We start from the raw sequence: 19,680 nt of genomic DNA on the forward strand, positions 1-19,680 counted from the left end.
CCCCCACCCCAAACGGATAAGCCCACCAAGCCACTTGCACCCCCAGCGCCAAACCCCGAAGCTACCCCCCTGCCCCCCGCACCGGAGAAATGGCCTTGGATTGGCACACCCTGCTCACCCGCGAACGCCTCGGCAAACCCCTGCACAGCCCCGAAGAACTCGGCCGCAGCCCGTTCCACAAAGACCACGACCGGATCATCTTCTCTGGCGCCTTCCGCCGCCTGGGGCGCAAAACCCAGGTTCATCCGGTGTCCAGCAACGACCACATCCACACCCGCCTGACCCACTCCCTGGAAGTCAGCTGCGTCGGCCGCTCATTGGGCATGCGCGTCGGCGAAACCCTGCGCGCCAGCCTGCCGCAATGGTGCGAACCCAGCGACCTGGGCATGGTCGTGCAGTCCGCCTGCCTGGCCCATGACATCGGCAACCCGCCGTTCGGCCACTCCGGCGAAGACGCCATCCGCCACTGGTTCCAGCAGGCCGCCGGGCGTGGCTGGCTCGACGCCATGAGCGAGGCCGAACGCGCCGACTTCCTCAACTTCGAAGGCAACGCCCAGGGCTTTCGCGTGCTTACCCAGCTCGAATACCACCAGTTCGACGGCGGCACCCGGCTGACCTATGCCACCCTCGGCACCTACCTCAAGTACCCCTGGACCGCCCGCCATGCCGACGCCCTGGGCTACAAGAAGCACAAGTTCGGTTGCTACCAGAGCGAACTGGCGCTGCTTGAACAGATCGCCCGCAAGCTCGGTCTGCCGCAGCTTGAAGAGCAACGCTGGGCGCGTCATCCGCTGGTGTACCTGATGGAGGCCGCCGATGACATCTGCTATGCGCTGATCGACCTCGAGGACGGCCTGGAAATGGACCTGCTCGACTATGCCGAGGTCGAGTCGCTGTTGCTCAGCCTGGTGGGCGACGACCTGCCGGAAACCTATCGCCAGCTGGGCCCCGACGATTCGCGCCGACGCAAGCTGGCGATCCTGCGTGGCAAGGCCATCGAACATCTGACCAACGCCGCCGCGCGCGCCTTTGTCGAGCAACAGGACGCCCTGCTGGCCGGCACCCTCGGCGGCGATCTGGTCGAACACATGCACGGCCCGGCCAAACGCTGCGTGCTGCAGGCCAAGGACATTGCGCGCAAGAAAATCTTCCAGGATAAACGCAAGACCCTGCACGAAATTGGCGCCTACACCACCCTGGAGATTTTGCTCAACTCGTTCTGTGGGGCGGCCCTTGAGCAACATGGCGGACGCACGCCGTCGTTCAAAAGCCGGCGCATCCTCGACCTGCTCGGCAAGAACGCACCCGACCCTGACGCCTCGCTGCACAGCTCGTTCCTGCGCATGATCGACTTCATCGCCGGGATGACCGACAGCTATGCCAGCGAAATGGCCCGCGAAATGACCGGCCGCTCAAGCCCGACCTGATCGCGACCACAGCGTACTGCCCGGCATTCGGGCAGTGCGATTTCGCCGATAAGACGTGAGAAACCACCTACACACTGCAAACAACAATAAACTTACCTTATCCTTCGCAACATCAACTTACTATCAACACTATTGACACTGCCACCATACAGAAACCCCTGTAATCCTACATTTCAAAACCAGTAGGACTTTTCCTATATATCATTTAACTCCCCTTGAGTTCATGTGCGACCTGTTCTATCTGCGCTAAGGTGCCGTTTCTCCCTCTGGCACCTTTATGGAAACTTCACCATGTACTCTGTATTCATCGTCGACGATCACCCGGTCATCCGCCTGGCGGTGCGCATGCTTCTGGAGAATGAGGGCTATCGCGTCGTCGGCGAATCGGACAACGGCGTAGACGCCATGCAAATGGTCCGCGAATGCCTGCCGGACCTGATCATCCTCGACATCAGCATCCCCCGGCTCGATGGGCTGGAAGTGCTCTCACGCTTTCACGCCATGGGCATCCCGCTGAAAATCCTGATATTGACCGCACAATCGCCGGCACTCTTTGCCATTCGCTGCATGCACTCCGGTGCTGCCGGCTATGTGTGCAAACAAGAAGATCTCAGTGAACTGCTCAGTGCGATAAAAGCGGTGCTTTCCGGTTATAACTACTTCCCCAGCCAAGCGATCAATCCGCCACGCAAACACGAAGATTGCGCCTCGGAACTGGACCTTTTCAAACAGGTCAATGACCGCGAGTTAATGGTGCTGCAACTATTTGCCCAAGGCCGAAGCAATAAGGAAATTGCCCAGGGCATGTTTCTCAGCAACAAAACTGTCAGCACCTACAAGAAACGGCTGATGCAAAAGCTCAAGGCCAGCTCGCTGGTCGAACTGATTGAAATGGCCAAACGCAATGCACTGGTGTGAGGCCACTCATGCTTAGGCAGCGCCTGACCCTGTTGTTGTGCGGCGTATTGGCCTGCCTGAGCCATGTCACGCAGGCAGACGAAGTCGCCGCCAGCCCGTTCACCCTGTTCAGCCGGGCCGGGCCGATTGCCATGCAACTGTCGCTGACCCCGGCCCAGCGCCTGTGGATCAAGGGCAAGGGCCAGCTGGTGCTGGGTACTTCAGCGCCGGACTACCCGCCGTTCGACATGACCGCCAGCGGCCGTGACTACGAAGGCCTGACCGCCGATTTCGCCGGGTTGATTGGCTCAGCCCTAGACCTGCCCATCCAGGTAAAGCGCTTCGCCACCCGCCAGGATGCAGTCAAGGCCCTGGCCCAAGGGCAGATCGACCTGCTGGGCAGCACCAACGGCTACGAGGCGGCAACTCCCGGCATTGCCCTGTCCAAGCCCTACGCGGTCGACCAGCCGGTGCTGGTCACTCGCGAGAACGAGGCGCGCCCGCTCGACATGGGCCTGGCCGGCCTGCGCCTGAGCATGGTCTATCACTACCTGCCGATGGACGAGGTACTGGCCAGTTACCCGGACGCCACCATCCAGTCCTACCCCTCCTACCAGAACGCCCTCAACGCCGTGGCCTTCGATCAGGCCGATGTGTTTCTCGGTGACACCATCTCGACCCATTACCTGATCAACCAGGGCCATTTGCAGAACATCAAGATGGCCAATTTCGGCAAGCACGAACCGGTCGGTTTCAGCTTTGCCGTGCAGCGCAACAACCAGCCTTTGCTGGAACTGATCAACGCCACCCTCGACAGCGTCTCCAGCAGCACCCGCGAAAGCATCTTCAAACGCTGGAGCGCCGGCAGCGACGTGCTGCTCACCGACCGCAAGCTGCAGCTGTCGCAACGCGAAGAGCGCTGGCTCAGCGGCCACCCGGTGGTGCGCGTGGTGGTCAACGAAACCGCCGCGCCGCTGACTTTTTTTGACAGCGCCGGCAATTTTCGCGGCATCGCCGCCGATCTGCTGGAGCTGATCCGCCTGCGCACCGGGTTGCGTTTCGAGGTACAACGGGCCAGCGGCATCAGTGACATGATCGACCGCCTCAACCATGACCAGGCCGATGTCATTGCGGCAATTTCCCCCAGCCCGCGGCGCGCGGGCACCCTGGCGATCAGCCGCCCCTACCTGGAAAACTCCTACGTCCTACTGACACGCAAAGGCAGCGACCAGCCGGACTCGCTGGAGCAGATGAACGGCCGGCGCCTGGCCCTGACCCGCGACAGCCCGCTGTTCGAAGACTTGCGCCAGCGTTTTCCCGGCATCCAGCTGATCGAAACGGAAAGCACCTTCTTCTCAACCTCGCTGCTGGCCAGCGGGCATGTCGATGCGGCCATCACCGCGCTGATTAACGCCAACTTCAGCCTGGCCTCCCAGCGCGACCTGACGATCCGCGCCTCGGTCGGCGCCGAGCCTGCGACCTTCGCCATGGCCACGGCGCGAGGCGCCCAGGAGCTGGCGTCAATCCTCGACAAGGCGTTGCTGAGCATCGCCCCGGAAGAGCTGGGCATCATCAACAGCCGCTGGCGTGGCTACAGTACCGAAACCGACGCCTATTGGCAGAAGTACCAGCGCCTGATCCTCCAGGTTGTACTGGGCACCAGCCTGCTGTTGCTGCTGTCGCTGGCCTGGAACGCCTGGATGCGCCGCCAGATCAAGCAGCGCGAGGCCGCCGAGCGCGCCCTCAACGACCAGCTCGAGTTCATGCGCGCACTGCTCAACGGTACCCCCCACCCGATGTACGTTCGCGATCGTGCCGGGTTGCTGCAAAGCTGCAACGACAGTTACCTGGAAGCGGTGCAGGCGCGCCTTGAGGACGTCCTCGGCAAGCGCATCCAGGACAGCACCCTGGGCGACAGCTGCTATGCCAGCCAGATCCAGGCCGATTACCAGAAGGTCATGCGCGAAGGCATTCCGCTGATCGTTGACCGGCCCCTGCTGCTCAGGGAACGGGAACTGACCATCTACCACTGGATCCTGCCTTACCGCGACTCGCTTGGCGAAGTACAGGGCATCATTGGCGGCTGGATCGACATCAGCGAGCGCCGCCAGCTGATCCAGGACCTGCGCCTGGCCAAGCAACGCGCCGACGATGCCAATCGCGCCAAAAGCGTGTTCCTGGCGACCATCAGCCACGAAATCCGCACGCCGATGAACGCCATCATCGGCATGCTCGAACTGACCCTCAAACGGGGCGACCAGGGGCATATCGACCGACCGGCCATCGAAGTGGCCTACAACTCGGCGAGAGAACTGCTGGCCTTGATCGGCGACATTCTCGACATGGCCCGTATCGAGTCCGGCCACCTGAGCCTGGCACCAGAGCCCGTTAACCTGGCCGAGCTGGTCGAGTCGGTCGGGCGCGTGTTCGATGGCGTGGCCCGCCAGAAAGACCTGCGCCTGAACCTGGACATCGCCACGCAAGCACGCTGCGAAGTATTGCTCGACCCGCTGCGGTTCAAGCAGATTCTTTCCAACCTGGTCAGCAATGCGATCAAGTTCACCGAACAGGGTCAGGTCACCGTGCACCTGGTTCTGGAGCCCGGCCCGCAAGCGGATCACCCGACCCTGAAGATAACGGTCGAGGACAGCGGCATCGGCATTCGCCCGCAAGACCAGCAGCGCCTGTTCCTGCCCTTCGCCCAGGCCGATCCGGACAGCAACCTGGCCCGCAGCGGCACCGGCCTGGGCCTGGCCATCAGCCGCGACCTGTGCCAGTCGATGGGCGGCAACCTGAGCTTGCACAGCGTGTTCGGCCAGGGCACCCGTGCGTGCATCAGCATGCCCCTGACCCTGCTGGCTGAAACGGCCAAGTCGGACTCCCCCGTAGCGGTGCCCTGTGCGGTGCTGCCAGCGCTGCGGATCCTGGTGATCGATGACCATACGGCAAACCTGCTGCTGATCGCCCAGCAGTTGAACTTTCTCGGGCTCGAACACGCCAGTGCCGACAATGGTTTCAGCGGCCTCAACGCCTGGCGTCAGGCGCACTTCGATGTGGTAATCGTCGACTGCAACATGCCGCAAATGAACGGCTACCAGTTCACCCAGGCGTTGCGCGACCACGAGCGACAGTACCAATGGTCACCCTGCACCATTCTCGGCTACACCGCCAATGCCCAGCCGGAAGTGCGCGAACGTTGTCGCCAGGTCGGCATGGATGATTGTTTGCTCAAGCCTATCAGCCTCAACGCCTTGGGCCAGCGCCTGGCCCGGGCGCCACTGATGAGCGCCCGGCCGGCGCCCCCTGCGCAGTTGCCGTTCGATCTGCAAGGGCTGGAGCCTGTGGTCGGCAACAGCATCAACGACCTGCGCCAGTTGCTTGAAGAACTGCTGCGCAGCTTCAAGCGCGACGGCGCCCAACTCAAGGCGCTCGACCCTGGCCGCGATGTAGCGCAAATGATGAGCCAGGCGCACAAGATTCTCGGCCCGGCGCGGATCATTCAGGCCAACGGCCTGATCCACGCCTGCGAACAGCTCGAGGCCGATTGCCAGGCCAACCTGGCGCCGGCCATGCTGGAGCGTCGGCAACGGCAGATCCTGCACATCCTCTCGGTGCTTGAGCAGGCATTACAGGGGTATTTGCACGAACACTTGCCGGAGCAGCGCTGTTCCAGCGGCACCACCTGAACAGGCGGCGGGGGAGCAGAAACGAAAACGGCGGCCACTGGGGCCGCCGTTTCAGCAGGATCAGGAAGCCGGGGTGACCGGTTTTTCCGGATACCAGGCGTCCAGCAACGGGCTGACTTCAATCTTGGTCAGTTCGCTGCGGCCCTTGAGCCAGGCTTCAACAGCAGCGCGCTGCTCTTCAGTGACCGAACCACGGCTGGCCTTGCAGACCAGACCGAAGTCGTCGCCGCCAACATAGTCCAGACCATTGGCATCCATGGCGTTAGCCAGGAATGCATCGAGGAAGGCGTCAATGGCTTCGTCGGACAGATCTTCCTTGAAATCCAGGTTCAGCTCAAAACCCAGCTCCTGGAATTCATCCACGCAGAGTTTTTTGCGCAGACGGCGGGAACGGTTAGTGGCCATGAAACAATCCTCTTGAGTATTAACGCGCGGCACTTTACCAGTTTCACCGCGCGATTGCCGGAATAAAAGCCGATAAGCTGTTGTTTGATCCTGTATTCACAGGCCCATGGGCGTTCTGCTTGGGGCATAATGCGCGCTATATTTTTCCGTATCGGGGCCTTCACCTTTTTTCGCTCCGTTTTTTTCACCCCTCGCTCGCAGGGTTTTATCGCACATGATCAGATCTCTTCGCCCTCTTCTGCTTGCCGGCCTGCTGATGCCCCTGGCGCTTTCCAGCCACGCCGCCGCGGTCAACACCACGCTTTCGCCAAAAGTGCAGCAGGCGCTGAAAACCAACAAATTGCAGGACTCGGCCCTGTCGCTGGTCATGCTGCCGCTCAACGGCCCGGGCACACCGACCGTGTTCAATGCCGATGTCTCGGTCAACCCGGCCTCGACCATGAAGCTGGTCACCACCTACGCCGCCCTGGAAATGCTCGGCCCCACCCACCAGTGGAAAACCGAGTTCTACAGCGACGGCCCGCTGCGCAACGGCGTGCTGCAGGGCAACCTGTACCTCAAGGGCGGCGGCGACCCGAAGCTGAACATGGAAAAGCTCTGGCTGCTGATGCGCGACCTGCGCGCCAATGGCGTACAGACCATCAGCGGTGACCTGGTGCTCGACCGCAGCCACTTCATCCAGCCACAACTGCCGCAGTTCAACGATGATGGTGGCGACGAAAACAAACCCTTCCTGGTCAAGCCCGACTCGCTGCTGATCAACCTCAAGGCGCTGCGCTTCGTCGCCCGCAACGACGGGGGCAAGGTGCTGGTGTCGGTCGAGCCGCCGATTGCCAACATCCGCATCGACAACCAGGTCAAGGCGGTCAACACCAAGCAGTGCAGCGGCGACGTGCGCTACAACCCGGTGGTGCAAGCTGACGGCGTCAGCGTCGTGGTCAGCGGCCAGCTGGGTGATGGCTGCAACTCGCAGACCTACCTGTCGCTGCTCGATCACCCGACCTACGCCGCCGGCGCCGTGCGCGCCATCTGGAACGAACTGGGGGGTAGCATCCAGGGCCGTGACCGGGTCGACAACGTGCCGAAAAGCGCGCGTCTGCTGGCCCGTGCCTACTCCCCGGACCTGGTGGAAATCATCCGCGACATTAACAAATACAGTAACAACACCATGGCCCAGCAGCTGTTCCTGAGCCTGGGCGCGCAGTTCCGTACCGACGCCGACGGCGACGACGCCCGCGCCGCCCAACGCGTGGTGCGCCAGTGGCTGGCGAAAAAGGGCATCACCGCGCCGCACCTGATCATGGAAAACGGCTCGGGCCTGTCCCGCGCCGAACGGGTCAGCACCCGGGAAATGGCCGCCCTGCTGCAAGCGGCCTGGAACAGCCCGTACGCTGCCGAGTTCATCAGCTCGATGCCGCTGGTGGGCATGGACGGCACCATGCGCAAGCGCCTCAAGCGCACCGCCATGACCGGTGAGGCGCACATCAAGACCGGCACCCTGAACACCGTGCGCGCCATCGCCGGCTTCAGCCGCGACAGCAACGGCAACACCTGGGCGGTCGCGGCAATCCTCAACGACCCCAAACCCTGGGGGGCTTCTGCCGTGCTCGACCAGGTCCTGCTCGACCTGTACCGCCAGCCGAAACTGGTCAACAGCACCGCCGCCGTTCAGCCCTGAGCCTGACTCAGGGCAGTTCGCCCTCGACCCGGTCGCGGCCAGCCTGCTTGGCCGCGTAGACCCCCGAGTCGGCGCGTAGCAGCAAGGCATCGGCGCCCTCCCCCGGGCGCCAGCCGGCCACGCCGAAACTCGCCGTGACCATCCCCACCCCGTCCACCGGCACGCTACGCAGGCCCTGCCAGAGCTCCATGGCCAGGCTGTAGGCCTGCTCGGCATTGCTGCCCGGGCACAACACCATGAATTCCTCGCCACCCAGGCGGCAGAACACATCGGTACGGCGCAGGCGGTGATTGATGCGCTGGCACAGGCTGCGCAGCACATGATCGCCCACGGCATGGCCGTACAAGTCGTTGATGCGCTTGAAGTGGTCGATATCGAGCATGATCACCGCCAGGTCCTGGCTGTCGCGCTGGGCCCGCTCAAGCTCGGCCTTGAGCCGCTCCTGAAAGTAGCGGCGGTTGTGAATGCCGGTCAGTGAGTCGGTTACCGACAACGCCCGCAGCTCCTCCTCGACGCGCTTCAGATCGGAGATATCAGTCAGGTAGCCGTGCCACAGAGTACCGCCCTGCTCGGCCGGCTCCGGCGTGGCTTCGCCGCGGATCCAGCGCATCCCGGCCACCGGCAGCAGCACCCGGTACTCTTCGCGCCAGGGCGTGAGGTGATCAGCGGAATAGCGGATCGAGGCGCGCACCCGTTCCAGGTCATCGGGGTGGATACGCTCGAACACGGCCGTGGCGTCCTCGCGCAGGCGCTGCGGTTCGATCTCGTAGATATCGCGCAAGCCCTCGCTGGCATAGCTGAAGCACGAGCTGCCGTCGGGGTCGAGGCGAAACTGGTAAATGCCGCCGGGCACCTCGGCGCTGAGCTTTTCCAGCAACCGGTCGCGGGCCGCCAGGGCCTCATGCACGCGCTTGCGCTCGGTAACGTCGATGCAGATGGCCAGGTGGCCGACCCACAGGCCGTGCTCATCGAGCACCGCGCTGACCATCATGTTGGCCAGCAGGTGGCTGCCATCCTTGCGCAACAGGGTCCACTCACCAGGCTCGCTCTCACCCTCCTGGACGGTCTCGGCGAACATCGCCTGGGCCGGGCTGACCTCGCGCCCATAACGCTGGCTCAAGGCGCGGGCCCGGGCCTGCAGCTCCTCTGGCGAGACCAGCTCTTCCAGGGTCAGGCGGCCGATGACTTCAGCGCTGTGGTAGCCGAGCATGCGTTCGGCGCCAGCGTTAAAGGTACTGATCACCCCGCGCAGGCTGGTGGCAATGATCGCCACCTGGGTGGCGGCATCGAGCACGCTGCGCAGCTGGTTGTGGGTATCGCGCAGCGACTGTTCGCTGACGCGCAACTCGGCGGTGCGCTGCTCGACCAGGGTCAGGGCACGCTGGCGCTGGCCGAACAGGCTGAACAGCAAGGCGCTGAGCAACAGGCTGAGCAGGCCGCCAAGCAGCACCACGGCAACGACCGCCGAGGAGCGATTGGCGTCCATGAAGGCAAGGCTGGGCTGGATATCCAGTTGATAGTCGTGATCGGCCAGGCGCAACAGATGGGTGGCGGTCAGATCGGTGTCGGCCCCCTGGTTGCCGGATTGGAACAACACCTCATGCTGGCCCTGCCCGGACAGGTCAAGAATGCGCACCACCAGGTTGTCCTCGCTCGGGTTGGGCAGCCCCTCGGCCATCAGCTGCTGCAGGCTGATCACCGCCAGTACGTAGCCATCTGGTGGGGCGGCGGCGCTGCCCGGGGCAAAAACGGGCGCCACCATCAATACCCCGCGGGCGAAGGCCGGGTCGACATGGGTCAGGTTCAAGGGTGCCGACACCGCCATGCTGCCGGGCTGGCGGGCACGGTCGAGGGCCGCCTGGCGCAGCGGCTGGGAGAGCATGTCCAGGCCCAGGGGCTGGACCTGGTGGCTGGAGGCCTGGGTGTACAACAGTGGGTAATAGAGCGCACGCTCAGCCGCTACCTGCAGGCTGCCGGCGTCATTCAGCTCGTGGATGGCATAGGGCTTGCCGAGGAGTTGCGCGGCGCTGCGCTCAAACGCTTGACGCTCATCGCCCCCCACCCGCGGCGCCCAGGCGTAGGCCTGGGTCCGGTACAACAGGGGCTTGGCGTAGCCGTTGAACTCGGCGAGAGTGACGCTTTCGGAGAACACGAAGAAGCGGCGCAGGCCATCGAGACGCTGCACCTGGTCCTCAAAACGCTCTTCGATACGGCTGTAACGCTCACTGGCGAGCAGTTCGAAGCGTTGACGCAACTGCTGGCGGTACAGGTCATGGGTGGCCAGCGCCAGCAGCGCAGTCAACAGGCCGCCGGCGACAAATGCCACGCCGGCCACCAGCCAGGCGGACACTTCCTCGCTGACAAAGCCGAGCATCTTCGGACGAGCGGCGTGCATCGACATAGAAAGCACTCAAAACGCCAGCGTCCAGCGGATCGCGGGCTCTGATTGAGTTATAGCCATTAGCCATTAACGTAGCAATCATCACCCGCGACAATCAGCCAATCAGCGCGCCTGAATTTTCCAGGCCCGGTGAATCTTGCTGTTACGGGCAAAGTCCGGGTCCAGGGTCTGGGCACTGATCTCTTCCACCGCATAGCGCTCAGCCAGGTTTTCGTCGAGCTGGAACTTGCGGAAGTTGTTCGAGAAGTACAGCACACCGCCCGGCGCCAGGCGCGCCACGGCCAGGTCAAGCAACTCGACATGATCGCGCTGCACGTCAAACACGCCTTCCATACGCTTGGAGTTGGAGAAGGTCGGCGGATCGATGAAGATCAGCTCGTATTCCTCGCGACAGGCTTGCAGCCAGGCCATGACATCGCCCTGCTCCAGGCGATTCTTGTCCGAGAAGCCATTGAGCGACAGGTTGCGCCGCGCCCAGTCCAGATAAGTCTTGGACAGGTCAACACTGGTGGTGCTGCGCGCGCCGCCCTTGGCCGCATGCACACTGGCGGTGGCGGTGTAGCAGAACAGGTTGAGGAAGCGCTTGCCGGCAGCCTCGCGCTGAATGCGCAGGCGCATCGGGCGGTGGTCGAGGAACAGCCCGGTGTCGAGGTAATCGGTGAGGTTGACCAGCAGCTTGACGCCGCCTTCCTGCACTTCGAGGAACTGCCCCTGGGCGCTCTGGCGCTCGTACTGGCGGGTACCGCTCTGACGCTCGCGACGCTTGACCACCACGCGGCTCTGGTCGATGCCCAGGGCCTGAGGGATCGCTGCCAGGGCGTCGAACAGACGCGCCTGGGCCTTTTCCGGGTCGATCGAGCGCGGGGCGGCGTATTCCTGCACGTGCACCCAGTCCTGGTACAGGTCGATGGCCAGGGCGTACTCGGGCATGTCGGCATCGTACAGGCGGTAGCAACTGACGTTCTCGCGCTTGGCCCACTTGCCCAGTTGCTTGAGGTTCTTCTGCAGGCGGTTGGCGAACATCTGCCCGCCCTCGCTCAGGCGTGCCGGCTCACTGGCCACGGCGGCCGGGGTACGCGGTTCGGCTGCTTCGCCATTGCGCTCGGGCTGACGGCGCTCGCCGGTGACGAACTGGTCGGGCTGAACCTTGATCAGCAGCAGCTTGCACGGCAAGGCGCCGTTCCAGAAGGCATATTGCTTGTGGCTGCGGATGCCCATGCGCTTGCCCAGGTCCGGGGCGCCGGTGAACACCGCCGCTTCCCAGTTCAGGCAGGCCTGACGCAGGCGCTCGCCGAGGTTCTGGTAGAGGTACAGCAGGCTCGCTTCGTCGCCCAGGCGCTCGCCGTACGGCGGGTTGCAGATCACCAGGCCTTTCTGGTTCTGGTCCGGGCGCGGCTCGAAACTGCCGACTTCGCCCTGGTAGATCTTCACCCAGTCGCTCAGACCAGCGCGCTCGACGTTGTTACGCCCCGGCTGGATCAGCCGCGGGTCGGCCTCATAGCCGCGAATCCACAGCGGCGGGCGGGCCAGGCCGGCTTCGGCACGGGCCAGCGCCTCATCATGGAGTTTGCGCCAGAGGGCCGGCACGTGGCCGAGCCAGGCGCTGAAGCCCCAACGCTCGCGGCGCAGGTTCGGTGCGATATCGGCGGCGATCATTGCGGCTTCGACCAGGAAAGTCCCCACACCACACATCGGGTCGGCCAGGGCGCCGCCCTCGGCAGCGATGCGTGGCCAGCCAGCGCGGATCAACACCGCGGCCGCGAGGTTTTCCTTGAGCGGCGCCGCACCTTGCTGCAGGCGGTAGCCGCGCTGGTGCAGGCTGTGGCCGGACAGGTCCAGGGACAGGATCGCCTCGCCACGCTCCAGGCGCAGGTGCACGCGCAGGTCCGGGTTGAGCTTGTCGACCGACGGGCGCTCGCCGCTGCTGGTCCGCAGTTTGTCGACGATCGCATCCTTGACCTTCAAGGCGCCGAAGTGGGTGTTGTCGATACCCGAGCCGTGGCCGCTGAATTCCACCGCCAGCGAGCCGCTGGCCTCCAGGTGATCCTGCCACTCGACTTCGTTGACGCCGTCGTAGAGGTCGTCGGCGTTCTTCATGTTGAAGCGCTTGAGCACCAGCAGTACGCGGTTGCCCAGGCGCGACCACAGGCACAGCCGGTAGGCGGTTTCCATGTCGGCCGTGCCGCGGATCGCCGAAGTGTGCTCGCGCACTTCTTCAAGGCCGAGGCCGCGGGCTTCTTCGGCAAGCAGGCCTTCAAGGCCTTTGGGACAGGTGAGGTAAAGTTCGAAACGGTCCGACATGGGGTATCCAGAGCCTTGAGCAATAAAGTGGAGAGGCAAGCGCATCGCCCTTCCGATGTTTAATCGAACGCCTTTCCACAGCGTTCGAGTGGCGCTTTATCTCGCGCCGGGCCGCCCGCCAATCCGACTTTTGCCGAGGGCTGAAAAGTCTTTGATTGGCGGGCAGAACGAAAAATTCAGGCAAAAAACCGGGAAAAATGACCCTTCGTCGTTTTGCCGCTGTTGTTACAAATTATCACACAGCGATGGCCAGATGACTTTGCAGCAGGTCAAACCCTGATCATAGCGGGCTTTGCGCCAGATCCTAATCAGACGCATTTATTTACTTATCCTGTGACCCTATGAAAGGTTACGTCCTTATGACAAAACGATCATTCACACTGTGTCCTGCATTGGTTAGAACTGGTCTCAGGTTGTCACCGCAACGGGGCAACACATCCGCTCGCGACGCCGGCAGCGAGCGCAAACCGGCAGAACGATTCTGCCCGACCTTCTAGAGGTCGACGGGACATTACAGTCAACAAGTGAGGGCAACACCCTATGAGAAGACTTAAGCGTGATCCGTTGGAACGAGCTTTTTCACGTGGCTACCAATATGGGGTCACCGGCAAATCCCGCGAGCTTTGCCCCTTTACTCTACCGTCTGTACGCCAGGCATGGATCAATGGCTGGCGCGAAGGACGCGGCGACAACTGGGACGGTATGACCGGCACTGCGGGTATCCATAGACTCAACGAACTTCACGCCGTTGGCTGAACGAGGAACTGAATCCGATTACCATGCGCGCCCTATCCGGGCGGCGGGCTGAGGCCCAGGGGCCCCTTGAGGGGGCCCTTTTTTATGCCTGCGGTTTCAGCGCCCCATGGCGGCGATGGCGTCCACTGCCTCGCGGATCAGGGCCGGGCCCTTGTAGATGAACCCCGAGTAGATCTGTACCAGGCTGGCACCGGCAGCAATCTTCTGCGCCGCATGCTTGCCTTCGGTAATCCCGCCTGCGGCGATGATCGGCAATTTGCCGCCCAGCTCGCCAGCCAGCACCTTGACGATGTGGGTGCTTTTTTCCAGCACCGGCGCGCCCGACAGGCCGCCTGCTTCGTCACCATGCTGCAGGCCTTCGACGCCTTCACGGCCGAGGGTGGTGTTGGTGGCGATCACCGCGTCCATACCCGACTCGACCAGGGCTGCGGCGACCAGCGCGGTTTCTTCGTCGCTCATGTCCGGGGCGATCTTGATCGCCAGCGGCACATGCTTGCCGCGTTCGGTCACCAGTTGCGAGCGGCGCTCGGCCAGGGCGTCGAGCAGTTGCTTGAGCGAATCGCCGAACTGCAGGCTGCGCAGGCCCGGGGTGTTCGGCGAGCTGACGTTGACGGTGATGTAGCTGGCCTGGTCGTAGACCTTGTCGAGGCAGATCAGGTAATCGTCGACCGCGCGCTCGACCGGAGTGTCGAAGTTCTTGCCGATATTGATGCCGAGGATGCCGCTGTATTTGGCGGCGCGCACACGGTTGAGCAGGTTGTCGACACCCAGGTTGTTGAAGCCCATGCGGTTGATGATCGCTTCGGCTTCCGGCAGGCGGAACAGGCGCGGCTTGGGGTTGCCCGGCTGTGGACGCGGGGTGACGGTGCCGATCTCGACAAAACCGAAACCGAGCTGGGCAAAACCGTCGATGGCCGCGCCGTTCTTGTCCAGACCCGCCGCCAGCCCGACCGGGTTGGCGAAGTTCAGGCCCATGACAGTGACCGGCAAGGAAGCCGGCGCCTTGGTCAGCAAGCCGTTGAGGCCCAGACGGCCACCGGCGCCGATCAGGTCCAGGGACAGGTCATGGGAGGTCTCCGGGGAGAGCTTGAACAGCAGCTGGCGGGCCAGGGTATACATGGGCGGGTTTAGCTCGACGTGAGTGAGGGGGCGATTATAGCGGTGGCGTCGCCCGGGGGACAGGGCCGCCTTGGCATATGCGTTGCTTGCACCCTGATCAAACGCCTGCCACGCGAGCGGTACGGCCTGACCTTCGACACAGGCGCAATGACGTGACCAACCCTATTCCCGCAACCTCGCTGGCCTGGGTCAACGGCAGCGATGCCCCGGAAAAGCCCTGCCTGAATCTCGGTTTCATGGCCCTGAGCGATTGTGCCTCGGTGGTGGTGGCCGCGACCCAGGGTTTCGCCCAAACCTACGGCCTGACCCTGAATTTGCAGCGCCAGAGCTCCTGGGCCGGCCTGCGCGACAAGCTGGCCAGCGGCGAGCTGGATGCCGCGCATAGCCTGTACGGCCTGATCTACGCGCTGCAACTGGGCATCGGCGGTAGTCCGGCCGCCGACATGGCGGTGCTGATGGGCCTGAACCAGAACGGCCAGGGCATCAATCTGTCCGCTGCGCTGCAACGTCAGGGCGTGACCAGTCCCGAGGCATTGGAGCGCTTCGTGCACCAAAGCAGGACAAAACTGACCTTTGCACAGACTTTTCCTACCGGCACCCATGCCATGTGGCTGTATTACTGGCTGGCCAGCCAGGGCATCCACCCCTTGCATGACGTCAACAGCGTGGTGGTGCCGCCAGGCCAGATGCTCGCACACCTGCAAGCCGGACGCATCGACGGATTTTGCGTCGGCGAACCCTGGTCGGCGGGCGCCATCGAACAGGGCCAGGGCTTCACCCTGGCCACCAGCCAATCAATCTGGCCGGATCACCCGGAAAAAGTCCTGGGTTGCACCCGGGCCTTTGTCGAACAGTATCCGAACAGTGCGCGGGCCCTGGTGATGGCGGTGCTGACCGCCAGCCGCTTTATCGAGCAGAGCCGCGAAAACCGCCGCAGCACCGCGCAACTGCTCAGCAGCAAGGCCTACCTGGATGCGCCGTTGTCGAGCATCGAGCCGCGCCTGCTCGGCCACTACCAGGACGGCCTGGGCAACCAGTGGCAGGATCGCCACGCCTTGCGCCTGTATGACCAGGGCCGGGCCAACTTGCCGTACCTGTCCGATGGCCTGTGGTTCATGACCCAATTCCGCCGCTGGGGCCTGCTGCGTGAAGACCCCGATTACCTCGCCGTAGCCCGCCAGGTGCAGCAACTGGCGCTGTACCGCGACGCCGCCACGGCGGTCGGCGTGCCCTGCGCAGGTTCCGACATGCGTAGCAGCCAGCTGATCGATGGCAGCCGCTGGGATGGCAGCGACCCGCACGGCTACGCCCGCAGCTTTCGTCTGCACGCGCTGGCCGAGCCGCCCGCCGCCCTCGCCCGACGCTGAACGGAGACGCTCTCATGCTGCGAATCCTGCTAATCGACGACACCGCGAAAAAAGTCGGTCGGCTAAAGGCTGCGCTGGTCCAGGCCGGCTTCGAGGTGATCGAAGAGTCGGGCCTGACCATCGACCTGCCGGCACGCGTCGAAACGGTGCATCCGGACGTGGTGCTGATCGATACCGAGTCACCGGGCCGTGATGTCATGGAGCAAGTGGTGCTGGTCAGCCGCGACCGGCCGCGACCGACCGTCATGTTCACCGACGAGCACGACCCCGGGGTGATGCGCCAGGCGATCCAGGCCGGGGTCAGCGCCTACATTGTCGAAGGCATCCAGGCTACGCGCTTGCAGCCGATCCTCGATGTGGCCATGGCCCGCTTTGAAAGCGACCAGGCGCTCAAGGCCCAACTGCAGGCCCGCGACCAGCAACTGGCGGAGCGCAAGCGCATCGAACTGGCCAAGGGCCTGTTGATGAAAATGAAGGACTGCAACGAAGAACAGGCCTACACCCTGATGCGCCGCCAGGCCATGAGCAAGCAGCAGAAGCTGATCCAGGTGGCCGAACAGATCATTGCCATGAGCGACCTGCTCGGCTGAAGCACTCTGGCCCGGCTCTTGCTATCACCACAGCACAGGTAGCCAACGGCGGTTGCCCCCTTCACGACAAAGACGTCGCACCCCCACTCGCGCCAGCGGGTCGGGTGGCGACGTCTTTTTCGTTTCCGTCCCTGTTCAACGAGGTGTTCGATGAAGACGAGTTTCTGGAAGTCCGGGCATGCCCCCACCCTGTTCGCCGCCTTTTTGTATTTCGACCTGAGCTTCATGGTCTGGTACCTGCTCGGCCCGCTGGCGGTGCAAATTGCCGCCGACTTGCAACTGACCACCCAGCAGCGCGGGCTGATGGTGGCCACGCCGATCCTGGCCGGGGCGATCCTGCGCTTTGTCATGGGCCTGCTGGTGGACCGCCTGTCGCCCAAGACCGCCGGGCTGATCGGCCAGGTAATTGTCATCGTCGCGCTGTTCTGCGCCTGGCGCCTGGGCATTCACAGTTATGAGCAAGCCTTGTTGCTCGGGGTGTTCCTCGGCGTTGCCGGCGCCTCGTTTGCCGTATCGCTGCCGCTGGCCTCGCAGTGGTACCCGGCGCAGCACCAGGGCAAGGCCATGGGCATCGCCGGTGCCGGCAACTCCGGCACGGTGTTCGCCGCCCTGCTGGCCCCGGCCCTGGCCGCAGGCTTTGGCTGGAACAACGTGTTCGGTTTTGCCGTGATCCCGCTGCTGCTGACCCTGGTGCTGTTCAGCCTGCTGGCGCGCAACGCCCCCGAACGGCCCAAACCGAAAGCTGCGGCCGACTACCTCAAGGCCCTGGGCGATCGCGACAGCTGGTGGTTCATGTTCTTCTATAGCGTCACCTTCGGTGGCTTTATCGGCCTGGCCAGTGCCCTGCCCGGCTACTTCAACGACCAGTACGGCCTGAGCCCGGTGACCGCTGGCTACTACACCGCCGCCTGCGTCTTTGCCGGCAGCCTGATGCGCCCGTTGGGCGGCGCCCTGGCCGATCGCTTCGGCGGCATCCGCACCCTGCTGGCGATGTACAGCGTTGCCGCCATCTGCATTGCCGCCGTCGGCTTCAACCTGCCCAGCGCAGTGGCTGCCCTGGCCCTGTTCGTCAGCGCCATGCTCGGCCTGGGTGCCGGCAACGGCGCGGTGTTCCAACTGGTGCCGCAACGCTTTCGCCAGGAAATCGGCGTGATGACCGGGCTGATCGGCATGGCCGGCGGCATCGGCGGCTTTCTGCTCGCTGCGGGCCTGGGGGCGATCAAACAGCACAGCGGCGACTATCAGCTGGGCCTGTGGCTGTTCGCCAGCCTGGGCATTCTTGCCTGGTTCGGCCTGCACGGCGTCAAGCAGCGCTGGCGCACCACCTGGGGCTCGGCAGCGGTGACTGCGGCGCGGGTTTGAGGATGACAACATGAGCCTGCAACTGAGCTTTGCCCAGGCCAGCGCCAGCGGCCCCCGGGAGGAAAACCAGGACGCCCTGCGCCTGGTCACCCCCAACCCGGAACTGGCCGCCAGCAAAGGCTACCTGTTCGCCCTCGCCGACGGCGTCAGCCAGTGCGCCGATGGCGGCCTGGCGGCGCGGGCCAGCCTGCAGGCGCTGGCCCTGGACTATTACGCCACGCCGGCCACCTGGGGCGTGGCCCAGGCCCTGGACCGCCTGCTACTGGCGCAGAACCGCTGGCTGCGTGCCAATGGCGGCGGCCAGCCGCTGCTGACCACGCTGAGCGCACTGGTGCTGCGTGGTCGGCGTTTTACCCTGGCGCATGTCGGTGATTGCCGGATCTACCGCTGGGCCGCCGGGCAACTGCAGCGCATCAGCGAAGACCACGTCTGGGACCAACCCGGCATGCAGCACGTGCTCAAGCGCGCCCTGGGCCTGGACCAGCACCTGCAGGTCGACTACCTGGAGGGCGAGCTGCAGGCCGGTGAGTGTTTCGTACTGCTCAGCGACGGCGTCTGGGCCAGCCTCAGCGAAGCGCAGATTCGCGCGGTGCTGCGCGAGCAGATCGACCTGCAGGACGCCGCCCAGACCCTGGTCAGCTCGGCTCACTACAGCGGCAGCCAGGACAATGCAAGCGCCCTGCTGGTGCGGGTCGAACAACTGGGTGCGAGCAACCTCGGTGATTCCCTGGCGCAATTGCAGCAATGGCCACTGCCGCCCGCCTTGCGCAGCGGGCAGACAATCGACGGCTGGCAGGTCGAGCGGGCGCTTGGCCACAGCCGCCAATCCTTGCTGTATCGCGTGCGCGACCCGCAGCAACAGGCATGGCTGCTGAAAACCCTGCCGGCCGAACGCAAAGATGAACCCGGCGCGCAGCAAGGCCTGCTGCTTGAAGAGTGGTTCCTGCGCCGGGTGGCCGGGCGCTACTTCCCCGAAGTGCACCCGGCCAGCCAGCGCCAGCACCTGTATTACCTGATGCGCGAGTACTCCGGGCAAACCCTGGCGCAACGGTTCGCCGCCAGCGGCCCCCTGCCGTTGGCGCAATGGCAGGCGCTGGCCCGGCAACTGTTGCAGGCGGTAGGCGCGCTGCACCGACGCAACATCCTCCATCGCGACATCAAGCCCGAGAACCTGCTCCTGGGCGATGACGGCCAGCTGCGCCTGCTGGATTTCGGCCTGGCGTTCTGCCCGGGGCTTTCCGAGGACCGCGCCCATGAACTGCCGGGCACGCCCTCGTTTATTGCGCCGGAAGCCTTCGACGCCGAGCCGCCCAGCCCGCAACAGGACCTCTACAGCGTGGCGGTAACGCTGTACTACCTGCTCACCGGACATTACCCCTATGGCGAAATCGAAGCCTTCCAGCGCCCGCGCTTCACCCAGGCGATCAGCGCCGCCCGCTATCGCCCGGACCTGCCCGAATGGCTCGAGCACAACCTCGCTCAGGCACTGCTCGCCGACCCACGGCAACGCTTTGAAACCGCCGAGCAATGGCTGTTGCTGCTTGAACAGGGCGACCGCCAGGCGCTCAGCGTGCGCCCGCGGCCGCTGCTTGAGCGCGAGCCGCTGAAAGTCTGGCGCACCCTGGCGCTGCTGTCCCTGCTGCTTAACCTGATCCTGCTGATCAGCCTGCTAAAAGGCTGACAGCCCCTAT

Annotated in this window: 13 protein-coding genes; 9 read left to right on the forward strand and 4 right to left on the reverse strand. The window is 64.1% G+C overall.

The features are described 5' to 3' along the window. Window positions 1-95 precede the first annotated feature (95 nt). The 3 genes from LOY22_RS18400 (at window position 96) to LOY22_RS18410 (ending at window position 6,010) form a co-directional block, all read left to right on the forward strand. Complete coding sequence (locus LOY22_RS18400) at window positions 96-1,427, forward strand: deoxyguanosinetriphosphate triphosphohydrolase (protein ID WP_093387412.1); 1,332 nt, start codon at window positions 96-98, stop codon at window positions 1,425-1,427. Window positions 1,428-1,718: 291 nt separating this feature from the next. Beyond that, on the forward strand, window positions 1,719-2,345 hold the full coding sequence (locus LOY22_RS18405) for a response regulator transcription factor (RefSeq protein WP_045194987.1): 627 nt from the start codon (window positions 1,719-1,721) through the stop codon (window positions 2,343-2,345). 8 nt (window positions 2,346-2,353) lie between these two features. Continuing rightward, the gene (locus LOY22_RS18410; protein ID WP_258594372.1) at window positions 2,354-6,010 is read left to right on the forward strand and encodes a transporter substrate-binding domain-containing protein; all 3,657 of its coding nucleotides are present in this window, start codon (window positions 2,354-2,356) and stop codon (window positions 6,008-6,010) included. 60 nt (window positions 6,011-6,070) lie between these two features. On the opposite strand, the gene LOY22_RS18415 is transcribed toward LOY22_RS18410, so the two are convergent. Further along, window positions 6,071-6,415, reverse strand: a complete 345-nt coding sequence (locus tag LOY22_RS18415; RefSeq protein ID WP_258594374.1) for a YggL family protein — start codon at window positions 6,413-6,415, stop codon at window positions 6,071-6,073. Window positions 6,416-6,629: 214 nt separating this feature from the next. On the opposite strand from LOY22_RS18415, the gene dacB reads away from it, so the two are divergent. Further along, on the forward strand, window positions 6,630-8,093 hold the full coding sequence (gene dacB / locus LOY22_RS18420) for a D-alanyl-D-alanine carboxypeptidase/D-alanyl-D-alanine-endopeptidase (RefSeq protein ID WP_045194994.1): 1,464 nt from the start codon (window positions 6,630-6,632) through the stop codon (window positions 8,091-8,093). A 7-nt stretch (window positions 8,094-8,100) separates the two neighbouring features. Here dacB and LOY22_RS18425 read toward each other — a convergent pair whose 3' ends face one another. Together LOY22_RS18425 and rlmKL are read right to left on the reverse strand one after the other, a co-directional pair. Next, window positions 8,101-10,494 carry a diguanylate cyclase gene (locus LOY22_RS18425; protein WP_258594376.1) on the reverse strand — a complete coding sequence of 798 codons (2,394 nt, stop codon included), beginning with the start codon at window positions 10,492-10,494 and terminating at the stop codon, window positions 8,101-8,103. 102 nt (window positions 10,495-10,596) lie between these two features. Further along, on the reverse strand, window positions 10,597-12,795 hold the full coding sequence (rlmKL, locus tag LOY22_RS18430) for a bifunctional 23S rRNA (guanine(2069)-N(7))-methyltransferase RlmK/23S rRNA (guanine(2445)-N(2))-methyltransferase RlmL (protein ID WP_093380696.1): 2,199 nt from the start codon (window positions 12,793-12,795) through the stop codon (window positions 10,597-10,599). A 540-nt stretch (window positions 12,796-13,335) separates the two neighbouring features. On the opposite strand from rlmKL, the gene rmf reads away from it, so the two are divergent. After that, a complete protein-coding gene (gene rmf / locus LOY22_RS18435) occupies window positions 13,336-13,551 on the forward strand; it encodes a ribosome modulation factor (RefSeq protein WP_010223328.1) in 216 nt (71 codons plus the stop codon). Window positions 13,552-13,647: 96 nt separating this feature from the next. Here rmf and LOY22_RS18440 read toward each other — a convergent pair whose 3' ends face one another. Next, window positions 13,648-14,670 carry a quinone-dependent dihydroorotate dehydrogenase gene (locus LOY22_RS18440; RefSeq protein ID WP_045195001.1) on the reverse strand — a complete coding sequence of 341 codons (1,023 nt, stop codon included), beginning with the start codon at window positions 14,668-14,670 and terminating at the stop codon, window positions 13,648-13,650. A 152-nt stretch (window positions 14,671-14,822) separates the two neighbouring features. On the opposite strand from LOY22_RS18440, the gene LOY22_RS18445 reads away from it, so the two are divergent. The 4 genes from LOY22_RS18445 to LOY22_RS18460 all read left to right on the forward strand — a co-directional run bounded on the left by LOY22_RS18445 (window position 14,823) and on the right by LOY22_RS18460 (window position 19,670). After that, a complete protein-coding gene (locus LOY22_RS18445) occupies window positions 14,823-16,037 on the forward strand; it encodes a CmpA/NrtA family ABC transporter substrate-binding protein (RefSeq protein WP_093380693.1) in 1,215 nt (404 codons plus the stop codon). A 14-nt stretch (window positions 16,038-16,051) separates the two neighbouring features. Continuing rightward, a complete protein-coding gene (locus tag LOY22_RS18450; RefSeq protein ID WP_258594380.1) occupies window positions 16,052-16,627 on the forward strand; it encodes an ANTAR domain-containing response regulator in 576 nt (191 codons plus the stop codon). A 150-nt stretch (window positions 16,628-16,777) separates the two neighbouring features. Next, entirely contained in the window at window positions 16,778-17,989 is a 1,212-nt protein-coding gene (locus tag LOY22_RS18455; protein ID WP_093380690.1) for a NarK/NasA family nitrate transporter, read from the forward strand. 10 nt (window positions 17,990-17,999) lie between these two features. Further along, a complete protein-coding gene (locus LOY22_RS18460) occupies window positions 18,000-19,670 on the forward strand; it encodes a bifunctional protein-serine/threonine kinase/phosphatase (protein ID WP_093380688.1) in 1,671 nt (556 codons plus the stop codon). Window positions 19,671-19,680: the final 10 nt, after the last annotated feature.

The organism is Pseudomonas sp. B21-035 (genome assembly GCF_024748945.1).
Lineage (GTDB): Bacteria > Pseudomonadota > Gammaproteobacteria > Pseudomonadales > Pseudomonadaceae > Aquipseudomonas.